The sequence below is a fragment of the Pseudomonas sp. B16(2017) genome (genome assembly GCF_002113205.1).
Classification (GTDB): Bacteria; Pseudomonadota; Gammaproteobacteria; order Pseudomonadales; family Pseudomonadaceae; genus Aquipseudomonas; species Aquipseudomonas pharyngis.
In genome coordinates, this window is sequence record NZ_NEKA01000005.1 from 251,674 (window position 1) to 266,619 (window position 14,946).

Genomic DNA, 14,946 nt, shown 5'->3' on the forward strand with positions numbered 1-14,946 from the left:
GGGATCAGAAAGCAACGGAGGTCTGCACGTACACCGTGCGCGGTTCACCCACATACTTGCCCTTGTTGTTGTCATCGAACGAGCGGGTGAAGTACTGGGTGTTGAAGATGTTCTTCACCCCCACCGCTACGTTCAGGTCCGACAGCTGCGGCCCGAAGTCATAACCGGCGCGGCTGCTGAACAGCATGTAGCCCGGGATCTTGCCGGTACTGCCGTCGGCGCTTTCTTTCGAGGTGTTGGCGTTGTCGGCGAACTGGTCGCTCTGGAAGCTGCTGTCCAGGTTGAGTTTCCACGGCCCTTCGGTGTAACCGACGCCAATCGTGCCTTTGTGTTTCGACGAGAACGGCACACGATTGCCCTTGTTTGGCCCGTCTTCGCGGATGGTCGCGTCGACATAGGCGTAAGTGGCGTAGACGTCGAAGCCGGCCAGCGCCGGGCTCAAGTCGTCGAGAGCGTAATTGACGCTGGTTTCGATGCCCTGATGCCGGGTTTCGCCACGGGCGATCACCGAATCGTTGGTCTGGTTGCTTTCGTACTGGTTGTCGAAGTTGATCAGGAATGCGCCGATCTCCGCTCGCAGCGCGCCGTTGTCGTAGCGGGTGCCGACTTCCCAGGTGCGGGCCTTCTCCGGTTTCACTTCGCCGCTGCTGACGCGGTTGGGCATCTGGCTGTATTGCACGCTACCGAACGAACCTTCGGTGTTGGCGTACAGGTTCCAGCTGTCGGACAGGTGATACAGCACGTTCAGCGCCGGCAGCGCGGTGTTGTAGTCACCCTTGTATTTGACGTTGGTCAGATTGTTTGTCTGCTGCGACTCGATCATCTCGTAGCGCACGCCCGGGGTAATGGTCCACTTGCCGATGTCGATCCGGTCATCGACGAAAAATGCATTGGCTTCCGTGCCGCCACGGGTGTCGCGGTCATTGCGGCTGTTGGTGGTCGGGTATTCGTTGCTGCTGATCGGCGTGCGATAGCGCAGTTCGTGGCCGGCTTCGTTGATGTAGCGATAGCCGACGCCGACTTCATGGCTGGTGGCGCCAAGGTCAAAGCCCTGGGCGAAGCGGGTTTCCAGACCGCGCACCCAATACTCGCGCGGCGACAGCGACAGGAACGTGCCCTGATCCAGGTAACCGCTGCGCAGGGTCTTGGTGAAGAAGGTATTGGCGGTGAACTCGCGGCGATCTTCCTGATAGCGATAGCCGAAATTGAACATCGTGCGACGGCCCCAGAACTGGTCTTTTGGCCGGGTCGACTGGTACGGATCGGCATCGTAATCGGCGACATTCAGGCCGCCGGGCATGTCCGCCTTGCCTTCGTAATACTGGGCCATGGCGTTGAAACTGTTGGCCTCGTCGAGCTGGTATTTGCCCTTGAGGATCAGGTCGTCGATTTCTGTATCGCTGTGCTCACGCCAGTCGCCACCGCGAGTGCCGGAGTACAACAGCGCGCCGCCCAGACCGTTGGCATTGGTGCCGCCGGCCAGCAGGTTGGCGCTGGTCTTGAAGCCGTCATGGCTGGACGATGGGCTGGTTTCGGTCTGGAAACCGCCTTTCACGGTCGGCTCGTCCGGAATCGCCCGGGTCACGAAGTTGACCACGCCGCCGACGTTCTGCGGGCCGTAACGCACGGCGCCGCCACCGCGCACCACGTCCACCGCATCCATGTTGCCCATGCTGATCGGCGCGAACGACAACTGCGGCTGGCCATAAGGGGCGAACGGTACCGGGACGCCATCCATCAACACCGTCGAGCGTGCGGCCAGGCGCGGGTTGAGGCCGCGAATGCCGAAGTTCAGCGCCATGTCGTGGCTGCCGGTGCCGTTGTTTTCCGGGGCGTTCACGCCGGGAATGCGGTTGAGCACGTCACGTGCCTGGGTCGCGCCCTGGCGTTCGAATTCTTCGCGGCGGATCACGTCACGGGCGCCGGGATGTTCGAAGACGTTGACCTGCGCAGCCTCACCCAGCCAGTCGCCGACCACTTTCGAGGTGTCCAGCTCCAGGGCGTTGTCGTTCGACGGTTGCAGGCTGAAGGCGTTGCCACCCTCGGCGCGGGCTTGCAGGCCGGTGCCTTCGAGCAGCGCATTCAGACCTTGTTCCGCTGTGTAGTTGCCTTCCAGACCACGGCTTTGCACACCGCTGGTGACTTGCGAGCCGAACGAGATCAGCACGCCGGCTTCACGGCCGAACTGGTTGAGGGCGTTTTCCAGCGTCGACGGGGCGATGTGATAAGCCTTGGTATCGGCGGCTTGCGCAAGGGGCAGGGCGCTGAAGCTCAGGCTGGCGCCGAGAACGAGGTTGCGCAGGGTTCGGGCCAGCGGCGTGACGTGGGTGGGGTGCATGGAGGACGGTCCTGAGAAGGTTGAATCAAGGGGGCTTTCCTTCTCTGTCACGCCAGATCTGAAAAACGGCTCATTTATTTTTGCAGGGGACGCGGAGCGTCCCGGGGCTGCATTCCCACGCGGACGGTTCGACGCCTCGACGTGGGAACGATCAGGCTTTAGCTTCGACCGTCACCCAGTAACGGGTAAAGCGCCTCACTTTTACCGGCAGGCTGATTTCCAGCAGGTCGAGAATCCGCTCGCTGTCGTCCAGTGGATAAGTCCCGGAAATCAGCAGGTCAGCCACTTTCGCATCGCAATGGAGCTGCCCGCGACGGTAGCGACCGAGTTCATCGAGGAAGTCGCCCAGACGCATGTGCGCGGCCACCAGCATGCCGTCGGCCCAGGCGCCGCTGTTGGCGTCCAGCGGTTTTGCCACGCTGACGCCGGTGGTGCTGAAACTCAGTTGTCGGGCGACCGGCAGCAGCATCGGCGCGCGACCTTGTGCGTTCAATTCGACCCGACCTTCAAACAGTGCAATCTGCGTGCGGTCGGCAAACTGCCGTACGTTTATTCGCGCGCCCTGGGTTTTCAGCACGCCTTGGGCGGTTTGCACGTCGAAGGATTGCGTGGCGGTCAGCAGCATCTCGCCTTCGAGCAGACGGATCAAACCATCGCCCCGGACATCCGCCGCGCTGGCGGTGTTGAGTTGCAACTGGCCGTCGGCGCCGAGCGAGATCTTGCGCCGCTGACCAATCGGGCTGCGGTAATCGGCCAGCAGCGATGGCAACGGATTGTGCTCGCGCATGCCCCAGGTGACCGCCGAACCGGCGCCGAGAATCAGCAACAACTTCAGCGCCTGACGACGGCTGCCGGACTTCGGCGCATTCAGTGCGGCGTGGGCCAGTGGCGACGACAACCCGCGCAACCGCGAATTGACCCGCTGAATGTGCTCCCACGCGCGGCGGTGTTCGCTGTGGGCATCGATCCATTGCTGCCAGGCTTGTTGCTGGCGCGGGTTCAACGGGCCTTGCTGCATTTCCAGCAACCAGTGCACCGCCTGTTCGGCGACCTGCGCGGAAAAATCCATCGACGGGTTCACAGGGCGAAGTAGCAGCGCATCGCTGCCTTGTTCAGATGACGTTTGACCGTGGCCACGGAAATGCCCAGTTCGGCGGCGATCTGCGGATAAGTCAGGCCATCGACCTGCGCCAGCAGAAATGCGCGTTTGACGACGCGCGGCAGGCCATCAAGCAACTGATCGAGCTCCATCAGGGTTTGCAGGATGATGGCTTTCTCTTCTTCCGAAGGCGCGACCATCTCCGGCATCTGCGCGAGGGTGTCGAGGTAGGCGCGCTCCAGGTCCTGGCGGCGGTAATGGTTGAACAGCACGCGCTTGGCCAGGGTGGTGAGGAATGCGCGCGGTTCGATAATCACTGGCGGCTCGCGGGCGGTCAGCACCCGGATGAAGGTGTCCTGAGCCAGATCGGCGGCGCTGTCCGGGCAGCCGAGTTTGCGCCGCAGCCAGCCGATGAGCCAACTGTGGTGGGCCTGATAGAGCGATTCGACAGGATGGGCGGACGGCAACGGCATCACTCCGGGCGCATGCAGGATGCGTTAGAGAACAAGAATGGTTCGCATTGTAGGGCTGTCAGGGATGCCCGGCAATCAGACTCTTTTGCGTATGAGAATATTTATCATTAATATTGCTCGCCTGTCGTTCGGCGTCTTGGTCGGACGTTAATCGTTTCAGGGGCGAAACATGAAAGCCAAACTCGCCACACTTCCCCTGTCCTATCGTCTGGCCGTCACTTCGCGGGTGCTCGCGGCGGTGTTCGGCGGCTATCTGGTCGCGGCATTGGCCAGCGTTACGCTGACGTTGTGGCTGCCGCTGAACCGCGCCGAGGCGGTGGTGACCGGCATGACCGTTTCGTTCCTGGTCTATCTGGTGGCGGTGCTCTGGTGTTTCGCCTGTCGCACGGCGTGGTCGGCGTGGGTTGGTCTGCTGGTGCCAAGCGTGATCCTGGCGACCGTTTCCGGGGCAGCGCGCGGTTTGGGTCTGGCATGAAAGAGGGCTTCCGGCAGGCGATGGCCTGGCTGCACACCTGGACCGGGCTGGTTTTCGGCTGGCTATTGTTTGCGATTTTTTTGACCGGAACCCTGGCCTATTTCAAAGACGAAATCAGTCACTGGATGCAGCCGGAGATCACGGCCCATCCATTGAATGCCGAAAAAAGCCTGACGCTGGCCCAGCACTATCTGCAACAAAATGCCCCCGACGCTTCGCGCTGGATCATTGGCCAGCCCGACGCCCGAGATCCCGGTCTGAGCGTGGGCTGGCAGCAGACGCCAGCCAAGCCCGGCGAACGCGGCGCATTCACTCGCAAGACGCTCGACGCGCAAACCGGTGCCGAAGTGCAGGTCCGGGAAAGCATGGGCGGCGAGTTTTTCTACCGCTTCCACTTCCAGCTGCAAATGCCTTATCCGTGGGGTCGCTGGCTCTCGACCATCGCCGCGATGGTGATGTTTGTCGCGCTGATCACCGGGATCATCACCCACAAGAAAATCTTCAAGGACTTCTTCACCTTCCGCCCGCGCAAGGGCCAGCGCTCGTGGCTCGACGGACACAACGCGGTGGCTGTGCTGGTGTTGCCGTTTCATCTGATGATCACCTACAGCAGTCTGGTGATCTTCATGTCGATGGTGATGCCGGCGAGCATCCTGGCTTCGTACGGCAACAACGTTCGAGCGTTTTACGACGAGTTTTTTCCCGAATCCAGCATTCCTGAACGGGCCAATCAACCGGCGACACTGGCACCGCTGGCGCCCCTGTTGCTGGCGGCCAGCGAGCAATGGTCGGGTGGACATGTCGGGCGTATCAGCGTGAACAATCCGGGCGACTCCAACGCCGCAGTGGTGATGTCCCGTGCGGGCTCCGACCGTGTGGTAAATGATTCCGGTAGCGCCGTGACCTTCAGCGGTGTCAGCGGACAAGTCATCGGCACAACGCCCGATCAGCCGATGGCGATGGCGGTTGCCGGCAGTTTCTACGGTTTGCACATGGGCCACTTTGCCGGGCCGGTGTTGCGTTGGCTGTATTTCATCTGCGGTCTGGCAGGCACGGCGATGATCGGCACCGGGCTGGTGATCTGGCTCGGCAAGCGTCAGCTCAAACATGCCAAGACCGGAGTGATGCCTTACGAGTTGCGGCTGGTGGAAGTGCTGAACATTGCCAGCATGGCAGGGCTGGTGGCAGCGGTCGCGGTGTTCTTCTGGGCCAATCGTCTGCTGCCGGTGAGTCTGGCCGGGCGTGCCGATTGGGAAGTGAACGCGTTTTTCATCGCCTGGGGCTTGAGCGTGGTGCACGCGATGTTGCGGCCGGGACGCAAGGCCTGGGTCGAACAGCTGTCGCTGGGGGCTGCACTGTTTATCGCGGTTCCGCTTCTTAACGGTTTGACCTCCCCTTACCACCTCGGCGTGACAGTGCCTGAAGGCGACTGGGCCTTGGCCGGTTTCGACCTGACGTGTCTGGGCAGTGGCCTCTTTCTCGCCTGGGCCGCGCGGAAAATGCAGCGCGCTGGACACACCGTCAGCGTGCAAAAGCCAGCCCGCGAAACGGCCCGGCCGATCACCCTTGAGCATGGGACGAACTGAATGCTGTTGCCGCTGTTGCTCTGTTATTGCGCTTTCACGGCGCTGTGCCTGGCGATGCCTCGGCATCATGAAGAACTGCTGGGCCACAAATCTTCGACTCGCCGTCGGCAAGGTTTGAAACTCGTGGGCTGGCTGTTTCTGGGGCTATCGCTGTGGGCAGCGGTTTCCATGAAGGGCTGGAGTTTTGGCCTGGTCGACTGGTGCGCGGTGCTGATGCTCAGCGCGCTGACTCTGGTGCTTTTGTTGCCCTATCGCCCACGCCTGGCCTTGACCATGGCCGGACTTAGCCTGCTCGCCAGCCCGGTCGCTGCATGGGCCTTGAACTGACATGCTGATCGGCCATCCTCCCGAGCACCGCGACGACGAACCCCACGGCGCCCGTGCGCATTTTCTTCAGGTGTTCCTGTCCCAGCGTTCGCAGATGGAAGCGCTGGTGAGCCGGCGCGTCGGTTGCCGGGCGACGGCAGCGGATCTGGTGCAGGATCTGTTTCTGCGTTTCTGGCGTCGGCCGCTGGTGCAGGTCGAAGAGCTCAGCACTTATCTGTTGCGCTGCGCCGGCAATATCGCCATCGATCATTTGCGCAGCGAAGGCGCGCGGGTGCGGGTCAACGAAGGCTGGCAACCGGACGAGCCGGACAGCAGCGCCAGCGAACCGCAGGCGGCGCTCGAAGCGGGCAACGATTTGCGCCATGTCGAAGCGGCGTTGCGCGCGCTGCCCGAGCGCACGCGGCAGATCTTTTTGCTCAATCGCATCCACGGGCGCAAGTACGCCGAGATCGCCAAGGCCATGGGCCTGTCCCAAAGCGCTGTGGAAAAACATATGATGCGCGCCCTCGAGGCCTGCAAGGCCAGCCTGCGCGAACCCGCGCCACGCACGCCAGGGAAAGCACCGTGAACAACTCCGACCGCGTCATCCCGACGCCCGCGCAGGAACAGGCCGCTTTTGCCTGGTTGAGCCTGTTGCACGACCGCCCCAGCACCGGCGATCAACTGACCTTCAGTCAATGGCTGCACGCTGACCCGGCCCACGCCGAGGCCTACGCCCAGGCGCAGGTGATTTGGGAATTGAGCGAAGGGCCGGCGCGCACCTTGGCCGACGAAGACGCGCTGGCGTTGCAGGGTTTGCTCAATGCGATGGATCGACCGCGCCGTCCGCAGGTCCGGCGTTGGGCCGGCGCGCTGGCCATGGCGGCCTGCCTGTTGTTGATGATCAGCCTCGGCAGCGGCTGGCAGCCGCAGCGCTGGATCGATGATCTGGGCGCTGATTACGTGTCGGCACCGGGCGAGATTCGCACCGTGACCTTGGCCGATCAGTCGCAGGTCACGCTGGATGCGGACAGTGCCATCGCCGTGGATTTCAGTCACGGCGAGCGGCATGTGCAATTGCGCCGAGGGGCCGGATTTTTCAGCGTGACTCACACGGGGGATCCCTTTGTGGTCGAGGCCGAAAAGGGCCAGGCGCGGGTGCTCGGCACTCAGTTCGAAGTGCGCCTGCAACCTCAACGAGCCCAGGTGACGGTGCTGTCCGGACGCGTCGGCGTGACGGCGTCCCGTGACGGCCAACAGCAGATTCTCACCGCCGGTCAGCAAGTGGCATACGGCGCAGGCACCGCAGAAAAACTGCACGCCGTGGACAGCGAAGCGCAACTGGCGTGGCGCCAGGGCTGGCTGACTTACTACAAGTCGACACTGGCCGATGTGGTGCAGGATCTGCGGCGCTATTACCCCGGACGGATCGTGTTGCTCAATGACGAACTGGGCGCGCGCAAGGTCAGCGGCAGCTTTCCCAGCAAGGACCCGCAAGCCGTGCTGAATTCGCTGCAAGGGGTTCTGGGATTCGAGCAGCATCAAGTGTTGGGCAAGCTGATCATCCTGCGCTGAAAATATTTTCAACTTTGTGGTGAGGTAAACCCGACCGCCATCCGTGTAGTGACTGAAACTGCGAGTCATTCGCATCCGTTGCGGTTCTACACAGGTCATGAGCAATGAAGTCCAGGGCAAAATCGGGTTCGGTCAAACAGTGGTTGGGCGTTTCAGCCTTGAGTTTTTCGGCATTGGCCCTGTTGCCGCTGAGCGTGGCGCTGGCCGCTGAATCCGTCAGCAGCCAGCCGCAAAAGCAATTCAGTTTTTCCCTGGCTGCCAAGCCGTTGCCTCAGGCCCTGAGTGATTTCAGTCGTGTCACCGGGCAGAGCGTGGTCTATACCGATGAAGCGCCATATGGTCTGACCGCTCCGGCGATCAACGGCCAGATGAGTGCCGAACAGGCGCTGCAACGTCTGCTCACCGGCTCCGGCCTGGCCTTCCGCCGCACCGACAGCCATACCCTGGCGCTCGAACCGCAACCGACCGCAGGCGCGTTGAACCTCGGCGCGACGAACATCACCTCAGTGGTCGACCAGCCGATGAGCTACCAGCCACCGGAAACCAGTTCGGTGATGCGCTCTTCCGCTTCGCTTCAGGAAATCCCGCAGACCGTCAACGTGATTGCGGCCCAGGTCATTCGTGATCAGGCACCGCGCAATCTCGATGATGCACTGGCCAACGTCAGCGGCATCACCCAGGGCAACACCTTGGGCAGCACCCAGGATTCGGTGATGACCCGCGGTTTCGGCGACAACCGCAACGGCTCGATCATGCGCGACGGCATGCCGGTGGTGCAGGGCCGTGGCATGAACGCCACCGTGGATCGCGTCGAGGTGCTCAAGGGCCCGGCCTCGCTGCTCTACGGGATTCAGGACCCGGGCGGCGTGGTCAACATGGTCAGCAAGAAGCCCGAACTGACCCAGTACAACGCGCTGACCCTGCGCGGCTCGACCTACGGCGACGGCAAGAATGGCAGCGGCGGTTCCTTCGACAGCACCGGTGCGCTGGGGGATTCCGGCCTCGCGTATCGCATGGTGCTGGACCACGAAGACGAAGATTACTGGCGCAATTTCGGCACCCACCGCGAAACCCTGATCGCACCGTCGCTGGCCTGGTACGGCGAGCGCACCAAGCTGTTGTTCGCTTACGAGCACCGTGAATTCCTGACCCCGTTTGATCGTGGAACCCTGATCGATCCACGCACCAACCATCCGCTGGATATCTCGCGCAACGAGCGGCTCGACGAGAAATTCAACGACATGGAAGGGCGTTCCGATCTCTATCACTTTGAGGCCGATCACGAACTCAACGACGACTGGAAAGCCCATTTCGGCTACAGCTGGAATCGCGAAACTTACGACGCCAGCCAGGTCCGCGTAACCGCGATCGACACCAAAAAAGGCACCCTGACCCGCAGCATGGACGGCACCCAGGGCGCGATCAGCACCGACCGCTTCACCACGGCCAGCCTCGAAGGCAAGGTCAATGTGCTGGGCATGCAGCATGATCTGGTGTTCGGCGTCGACGACGAGTACCGCAAGATCTACCGCGCCGACCTGATCCGCCAGAAAAGCCTGAGCACCTTCAGTTACGTCAACCCGGTCTACGGCCGCGAAGTTGAAGGCACCACCGTCAGCCCGGCGGACAGTGCGCAAACCGATCTGCTGCGCAGCGACTCGGTGTTCCTGCAGGACTCCATCCACCTCAACGACCAGTGGATTCTGGTGGCCGGCGGGCGCTTCCAGGAGTACGACCAGTACTCCGGCAAAGGCGTGCCGTTCAAGGCCAACACCGACAGCAACGGCCAGAAGTGGGTGCCGCGCGCGGGTCTGGTGTATCGCTATACCGACGCGTTGTCGTTCTACGGCAGCTACACCGAATCGTTCAAACCCAACTCGACCATCGCGCCGCTGAGCGGCAGCAGCACCGTGCTCGACGGCAGCATTGCGCCGGAAGAGGCCAAGTCCTGGGAGCTGGGCGCACGTCTGGATATGCCGGGGCGCATCACCGGCAACATCGCCTTGTTCGACATCAAGAAACGCAACGTACTGGTGGCTAACTCCGAAGGCCCGACGACGATTTACAGCGCCGCCGGCGAAGTGCGTTCCCGGGGCCTGGAAGTGGACCTGACCGGCCAGCTCAGCGACCGCTGGAGCATGATCGGCAGCTACGCCTATACCGACGCCGAGGTTACGGAAGATCCGGACTACAAAGGCAACAGGCTGCAGAACGTGGCGAAAAATACCGGCTCGCTGTCGGCGGTCTACGACTTCGGCAGCGTGATCGGTGGTGATCAACTTCGGGTCGGCGCCGGCGCGCGCTATGTCGGTGAACGAGCGGGTAACGCGGTCAACGATTTCGATCTGCCGAGCTACACCGTGGCCGATGCGTTCGCCACGTACGACACCCGGGTCGAGGGGCAGAAGGTCAAGTTCCAGCTCAACGTGAAGAACCTGTTCGATCGCACCTACTACACCTCGGCGGCGAGCCGTTTCTTCGTGTCGATGGGCGATTCGCGGCAGATTTCGTTGTCGAGTACGCTGGAGTTCTGATCAGCGCAAAAACGCCTGGCGATACTCGCCGGGCGTTCCACCCAGCACCTGGCGAAAGCGGTTGGTGAAGTGGCTGGCACTGGCAAATCCGCACGCCAGGGCAATCTCCCCCAGCGGCAACGCCGTGCCCCGCAACAACTCCCGCGCCCGACTCAAACGCCGCGCCAGCACATACTGATGTGGCGGCAGTCCGAAGCTCACCCGGAACATCCGCGCGAAGTGGTATTCCGACAACGCACACAACCCCGCCAGTTGCCCGAGACTGATCGGCTCGGCCAGTTGGCTGTCGATGAACTCCACCAGTTGCCGGCGTTGATGCGGCGCCAGCCCGCCCTTGAGGCGCAAGCCGTGGCGTACGCCGACCTGGCTCAACAAGGTTTGGCTGATCAGTTCGTGGGCCAGGCTGCTGGTCAGCAGACGCTCGCCAGGCTCGTCCCAATTGAGAGTGAGTAACTGGCGAAACCGTCGGGCCTGTTGCGGATCTTCCAGAAAAGTCTGTTCGCGCAGCTGCATTTCCCGGGGCTCGCGATCCAGCAGCGTGACGCAACCCAAGGCAAATTGTTCGGCGCTGAAATACAGGTGGGCCAGGCGAATGTCGCCATTGATCACCCACCCCGACTCGTGGTCGGCTGGCAGGATGCACAACTTGTCCGGACTGCCTTTGTTTCCGGGGGCGCCACGGCGGAACGTGCCGGTGCCGCCAGCGATGTAGCAGGAGAGCGTGTGATGGCTCGGCGCGTCATAGTCGCGGGCGTCGTGGTGGTTGGTCCACAAGGCTGCGGACAGGCCGTCCCCCAGCTCGGCGCTGCGCACAAGGCATGCGTTGGGCGAGCTGTTCAAGGCTTGAAAGACTTGCAGGGTATCGATGGCGGCCATGGTCGGTTCTCTTCAACGCCTTGCATCCTACTCCGTAGATGTTGCGCTGCCAGCCTGCACGCCGACAAAAGCGCAAGTTTATGCAAGCGAGGGGTGAAGGCGCAGGCGGACACTGAAACCCAATCGAGGAGTGTCTGCCATGAACCTGTCGTTGTATTTGTTGACCGTGCTGATCTGGGGCACCACGTGGATAGCCTTGAAGTGGCAACTGGGCGTGGTGGCGATTCCGGTGTCGATCGTCTATCGCTTCGGTCTCGCGGCGCTGGTGTTGTTTGCGCTGTTGCTGCTCAGCCGTCGCCTGCAACCGATGAACCGGCGCGGGCATCTGATCTGTGTGGCGCAGGGCTTGTGCCTGTTCTGTGTCAATTTCATGTGTTTCCTGACCGCCAGCCAATGGATTCCCAGCGGTCTGGTGGCGGTGGTGTTTTCCACGGCAACGTTGTGGAACGCGCTGAATGCACGGGTGTTCTTCGGCCAGCGGATCGCGCGCAATGTATTGATGGGCGGGGCGCTGGGGCTGTCGGGCCTGGGCCTGTTGTTCTGGCCGGAGCTGGCCGGGCATCACGCCAGTCCGCAAACCCTGCTCGGCCTTGGCCTGGCGCTCTGCGGCACGTTGTGTTTCTCGGCGGGCAACATGCTCTCGAGCCTGCAACAGAAGGCCGGTCTCAAGCCGCTGACCACCAATGCCTGGGGCATGGCCTACGGTGCGGCGATGCTCTCGGTGTGGTGCTTGGTCAAGGGCATTCCATTCGAGATGGAGTGGACGTCGCGCTACATTGGCGCGCTTCTATATCTGGTTATTCCGGGATCGGTGATCGGCTTCACCGCCTACTTGACGTTGGTCGGCCGCATGGGCCCGGAGCGCGCCGCCTACTGCACGGTGCTGTTCCCGGTGGTGGCGCTGAATGTCTCGGCCTTCGCCGAAGGCTATCAATGGACGGCACCGGCATTGGCGGGGCTGGTATTGGTGATGCTGGGGAATGTGCTGGTGTTTCGAAAACCCGAAGTTGCGGTTGTGGCGAAGCATGGAAAGTTGGCCTGAGATTGATTGAATCTTGAGCGTTGATTATTCAACGCTCGTTTTTCAATGTTATGAAAATCAGTACCGGTAACATGAAATCGACAATGTGCCGTGCCCAGTCTTTCGCATTCCATACTTGTGAAGTGTCCATGTCGAACCATTCAACACCGATGGTTTGCAGGCAAACATAATAGGTGAAGATCGCAATCAGCAAGCCAATGATCGAGAACCTTTTTGCCTCGTGAAAGACAGCCGCGGACTCGTTGACTTTGCGGTAGAGATAATAAGTACCGAGCAGGCAATAAGCGGTGTAGATCGCTTCCGTGGTGATGATGAACCAATAGATCCGGTGGTGCATCATCGGCGATTCAATCGCCCTGTAACGTATGTTCTCGTTGATCTGTGTTGTATCCATGCTCAGGATGTGTCCGACGTACTCATAGTTTGCCGAGTAGTCGGTCACGTTTCCGTACATCACCAGTAGTCCAAAGAAGCTGATGTAAGCCATTAGGCAGACTTTGCTGTAACGGATTAATTGATCGGTATTGGAAATTCTCACGGTTACTATTCTCCGGTGTGTTTATCTTTGTATTGGATAAAGCCGGGAAAGTTTATAGCGGGATGGTTTATTTCGTTGGCGTGTTGATTTGCAAAGTATGTATTGGCTGAAAGTTGAACGGGCAAGCACTTTACAGTACTTGCCCGATTTGTTTATCCGCGCCAGACCTGCGGGTTCACCAGATCCTGCGGACGCTCGCCGAGCAGGGCACTGCGCAGGTTGGCCAAGGCACGATTGGCCATGGCTTCGCGGGTTTCGTGAGTGGCCGAGCCGATGTGCGGCAGGGTCACGGCGTTTTTCAGCTGAAACAGCGGTGATTCGGCCAGCGGTTCCTTCTCGTAAACGTCCAGACCGGCACCGCGAATCCAGTTGTTCTGCAATGCCTCGATCAATGCCGGCTCGTCGACGACCGGGCCACGGGAGATGTTCACCAGAATCGCATCCGGCTTCATCAGCGCCAGTTCGCGATGGCTGATCAGGTGGCGGGTCTTGTCGCTGAGCGGCACCACCAGACAAACGAAGTCGGCCTCGGCCAGCAGTTGGTCAAGGCTGCGAAATTGTGCACCGAGTTGCTGTTCGAGTTCGGTCTTGCGGCTGTTGCCGCTGTAGAGGATCGGCATGTTGAAGCCGAAGCGGCCGCGACGGGCGACGGCAGCGCCGATGTTGCCCATGCCGACGATGCCCAGGGTCTTGCCGTGCACGTCGCAACCGAACAGCGGTGCGCCGACGCTGGCCTGCCATTGGCCGGCCTTGGTCCAGGCGTCGAGTTCGGCGACGCGGCGGGCGCTGCTCATGATCAGCGCGAAGGCCAGGTCGGCGGTGCTTTCGGTGAGCACGTCAGGGGTGTTGGTGAGCATGATCCCGCGTTCGTTGAAATAGGCGAGGTCGTAGTTGTCGTAGCCGACGGAGACGCTGGAGACCACCTCGAGTTTGGCGGCGTTTTCCAGTTGGGCCTTGCCGAGTTTGCGACCGACGCCGATCAGGCCGTGGGCGTGGGGCAGGGCTTCGTTGAACTGGGCGTTGATGTCGCCGTTTTTCGGGTTGGGGACGATGACGTCGAACTCTTGTTGCAGGCGTTCGATCATTGGGGGGGTGATGCGGCTGAAGGCCAGGACTGTTTTTTTCATTGGCATTGGGCTCGGCTGTTCTGGGTTGCCAAGCAAGCTAACATTCTTCGCCAGGTTTGGCTTGTCCTTGGCGGCCTCTGGGCCGACCAGGTTCTTGGGGTTTTGGGTGAATATCCGTTGCTTAGGGGGTTGCTGCTGGCGGTTCCGCTCTTACAGCGGCTCACTTTTTCAAACGCCAAAAAGTAAGCAAAAGGCTTGGCCCCGGCGTTCGGCACCTCGCTTTGGCTCGGTGTTCCTTCGTTCCGGGATTCATCCGGGGGCATCGCCTACGGTTTGCTTCGCTGCACCTCCTCTCGATGCATGCGGCTGCGCCGCACGGTCGCTGCGCTCCCACCCCCGGATAAATCCCTCCACTCAGCCTGCCGATGGGGCCGGCACGTCAAGAGCGATACTTGAGCTAACGCTCATCGTTTTGAGTGGTGGGAAGCGAACAGCGAACAGCGAATGCGGGTTGGCTTGATCGTTCCCACGCTCCGCGTGGGAATGCAGCCCGGGACGCTCTGCGTCCCATCCGAGCTGCCAGCGAATGCAGTTGTCGCTGGCAGGTCGGTTTGGTCAGAGCGGTTTAGTTGTGTGTGGGATGACGTTGTACTTCGACGTTATCCAGCACGCGGTTCACGGCGAGTTCGGCGAGCATGATGACTTGTTGAATGCCCAGAATCCGGTGTCGCTGTGGTGAGTCGACATAGGCTGCCACGTCACTGGCCATGACGCTGGCCGAGGCCAGGGATTCGCAGGCGTGGGCCAGCAGGCTTTCGTCGTCCATGTCCGGTGAAATCTGGAACATTTCGCTCGGTTTGCGGCCGGGGCATTTTTTCGGGAGAGGGTTCAGGTAGTGGTCGAGCGCGCGTTCGGCGGCGTCGTGGAGTTTGTTTGAATCGGCGGATTCGTAGGGCGAGGTGTCGTTGGTTTCAGGGGGATTCGGCGTTGGTTTCTTCATGGAAACATTACTCGATGGCTTGTTGGGTTGAAGCTGC

At 61.2% G+C, this 14,946-nt stretch carries 14 protein-coding genes; 7 read left to right on the top strand and 7 right to left on the bottom strand.

What is annotated here, in order from left to right:
* Nucleotides 1-4: 4 nt before the first annotated feature.
* The 3 genes from fecA to CAG25_RS10865 all read right to left on the bottom strand — a co-directional run bounded on the left by fecA (nt 5) and on the right by CAG25_RS10865 (nt 3,904).
* The gene (gene fecA / locus CAG25_RS10855; protein WP_085611383.1) at nt 5-2,338 is read right to left on the bottom strand and encodes a TonB-dependent Fe(3+) dicitrate receptor FecA; all 2,334 of its coding nucleotides are present in this window, start codon (nt 2,336-2,338) and stop codon (nt 5-7) included.
* Between the two features lie 151 nt (nt 2,339-2,489).
* Entirely contained in the window at nt 2,490-3,419 is a 930-nt protein-coding gene (locus CAG25_RS10860) for a DUF4880 domain-containing protein (protein WP_085611384.1), read from the bottom strand.
* Nucleotides 3,416-3,904, bottom strand: coding sequence for a sigma-70 family RNA polymerase sigma factor (locus CAG25_RS10865; RefSeq protein WP_085611464.1), 489 nt, complete (start codon nt 3,902-3,904; stop codon nt 3,416-3,418). The genes CAG25_RS10860 and CAG25_RS10865 overlap by 4 nt, the downstream gene beginning before the upstream one ends.
* A gap of 175 nt (nt 3,905-4,079) precedes the next feature.
* On the opposite strand from CAG25_RS10865, the gene CAG25_RS10870 reads away from it, so the two are divergent.
* From CAG25_RS10870 to CAG25_RS10895, 6 genes are all read left to right on the top strand, one after another.
* Complete coding sequence (locus CAG25_RS10870; protein WP_039769401.1) at nt 4,080-4,385, top strand: DUF3649 domain-containing protein; 306 nt, start codon at nt 4,080-4,082, stop codon at nt 4,383-4,385.
* Nucleotides 4,382-5,971: a PepSY domain-containing protein gene (locus CAG25_RS10875; protein ID WP_085611385.1), complete on the top strand. Its 1,590-nt coding sequence runs from the start codon at nt 4,382-4,384 to the stop codon at nt 5,969-5,971. Before CAG25_RS10870 ends, CAG25_RS10875 begins: the two co-directional genes overlap by 4 nt.
* Nucleotides 5,972-6,298, top strand: coding sequence for a DUF3325 domain-containing protein (locus CAG25_RS10880; RefSeq protein WP_085611386.1), 327 nt, complete (start codon nt 5,972-5,974; stop codon nt 6,296-6,298).
* Between the two features lies 1 nt (nt 6,299).
* Nucleotides 6,300-6,866, top strand: a complete 567-nt coding sequence (locus tag CAG25_RS10885) for an RNA polymerase sigma factor (protein WP_085611387.1) — start codon at nt 6,300-6,302, stop codon at nt 6,864-6,866.
* Nucleotides 6,863-7,852 (top strand): FecR family protein, encoded by a 990-nt coding sequence (locus CAG25_RS10890; RefSeq protein ID WP_085611388.1) that lies wholly within the window; start codon nt 6,863-6,865, stop codon nt 7,850-7,852. The genes CAG25_RS10885 and CAG25_RS10890 overlap by 4 nt, the downstream gene beginning before the upstream one ends.
* Nucleotides 7,853-7,956: 104 nt before the next feature.
* Complete coding sequence (locus CAG25_RS10895) at nt 7,957-10,386, top strand: TonB-dependent receptor (protein ID WP_085611389.1); 2,430 nt, start codon at nt 7,957-7,959, stop codon at nt 10,384-10,386.
* Here CAG25_RS10895 and CAG25_RS10900 read toward each other — a convergent pair whose 3' ends face one another.
* Nucleotides 10,387-11,262: a helix-turn-helix domain-containing protein gene (locus tag CAG25_RS10900; protein ID WP_064593498.1), complete on the bottom strand. Its 876-nt coding sequence runs from the start codon at nt 11,260-11,262 to the stop codon at nt 10,387-10,389. It abuts the gene before it with no gap.
* Nucleotides 11,263-11,401: 139 nt separating this feature from the next.
* Here CAG25_RS10900 and CAG25_RS10905 point away from each other — a divergent pair, with 139 nt between their 5' ends.
* Nucleotides 11,402-12,304, top strand: a complete 903-nt coding sequence (locus CAG25_RS10905; RefSeq protein WP_064593500.1) for a DMT family transporter — start codon at nt 11,402-11,404, stop codon at nt 12,302-12,304.
* Nucleotides 12,305-12,332: 28 nt separating this feature from the next.
* On the opposite strand, the gene CAG25_RS10910 is transcribed toward CAG25_RS10905, so the two are convergent.
* The 3 genes from CAG25_RS10910 to CAG25_RS10920 all read right to left on the bottom strand — a co-directional run bounded on the left by CAG25_RS10910 (nt 12,333) and on the right by CAG25_RS10920 (nt 14,909).
* Entirely contained in the window at nt 12,333-12,842 is a 510-nt protein-coding gene (locus CAG25_RS10910) for a DUF2165 family protein (protein ID WP_082934356.1), read from the bottom strand.
* A gap of 152 nt (nt 12,843-12,994) precedes the next feature.
* Entirely contained in the window at nt 12,995-13,969 is a 975-nt protein-coding gene (locus CAG25_RS10915) for a D-glycerate dehydrogenase (RefSeq protein WP_085611390.1), read from the bottom strand.
* Between the two features lie 565 nt (nt 13,970-14,534).
* Complete coding sequence (locus CAG25_RS10920; RefSeq protein ID WP_085611391.1) at nt 14,535-14,909, bottom strand: DUF6124 family protein; 375 nt, start codon at nt 14,907-14,909, stop codon at nt 14,535-14,537.
* Nucleotides 14,910-14,946 lie beyond the last annotated feature (37 nt).